General features: G+C 64.8%; 1 protein-coding gene. It reads left to right on the top strand.

The genetic code is table 11. The features are described 5' to 3' along the window. The first annotated feature begins 393 nt into the window (after positions 1-393). Positions 394-975, top strand: coding sequence for a Uma2 family endonuclease (locus tag ACZ7GZ_RS43435; RefSeq protein WP_471033392.1), 582 nt, complete (start codon positions 394-396; stop codon positions 973-975). The last annotated feature ends 203 nt before the right edge of the window (positions 976-1,178 follow it).

Raw genomic sequence — 1,178 nt, 5'->3', positions numbered from 1 at the left:
CCCCGGCAGCAGGCGAGCAGCCATATCGAGATCCACTTGCCTCGAAACCCTTCCCGTTCGGCGGCCGTTGCCGACCCCCACCGTCGACACGGAGACCAGTAGCGCCCTCCCCCATCAGCCAACCGAATCGAGGCGGCAACTGTGCACGCCGAAGCCAGGAATTCTTACGTACCGTACGCATTCAGTCACGCCTGCGCCGCCGGCACTTGACCGGCCCCACTCCTTCAGATGACAGCATCCTCCCCCGGCTCCTGGCGGTGCCGGGCTCAGAGGCGTCCACCATACGGGACAGGTCTGGTCACGAGCGCGGACACCGGCGACCGCGCCGCTGCCGAGGCCGCCGCCACGCGGGGCTGACGGATAAGCTGGCCGGGGCGCCCAAAGGAGGACACGATGACGACCGCATGGGAAGCGCTCCCACCCTGGATGCTGCCCCCCCGGCCGAGTGGGTGGGAGGCCGATGACCTCGACAACGCACCCGACCTCCCACGGCACACCGAGCTGATCGATGGAGCGCTGATCTTCATGATGTCCCCGCAGCGGTCCTGGCACGCCCGCGTCGTCACCAGGCTTACGACTGCACTGGACGATCAGGCCCCCGAGGGATTCACGATCGACCGGGAAATGACGGTCAAACTGAATGAGAAGAACCGACCTGAGCCTGACGTCCTTGCTGTCACGGTCCCCTACGACCCGAACCGTACGCGCTACCTCCCCGACCAGGTCGCCCTCGTCGTCGAAGTCGTCTCAGACGAGTCCGCCGACCGGGATCGGTCGCTGAAGCCGTTCAAGTACGCGCAAGCAGGTATCCCCCACTACTGGCGTATCGAGGAGGAAGACAGCCTCCCCGTCATCCATACGTACGAGCTGGACGACACCACCCGCGCCTACGTCGCCACCGGTATTAACCGCGAGCGCATGAAGACAGCGGTCCCTTTCGGCATCGACATTGACCTGCTCCGTCTCGTCCACTGAGCCTTTCCAGCGTGGGCCACTGATCGAGTGACTGTGGCGGTGGGCAGAACGTGCGAGGGTGCTGTCACGTTGTTGGGGTGTGATCGGCACTTCCCCCGTAGGGTGGACACTGAGGGGCCCTGCGGTTTCCGTACAGCAGCTTATTGGCTAATTCATGCGGCGAGCTGCTGATTCAGGTAGTCGTCGTGGACCTCTCGTGGGGT

It is taken from the genome of Streptomyces sp. NPDC037288, from assembly GCF_055603265.1.
This window is presented reverse-complemented; position numbering and strand designations above follow the sequence as displayed.

Excerpts from the sequence above, each read along its gene's own strand:
- ACZ7GZ_RS43435 (WP_471033392.1), top strand. The coding sequence starts at position 394 with ATGACGACCGCATGGGAAGCGCTCCCACCCTGGATGCTGCCCCCCCGG.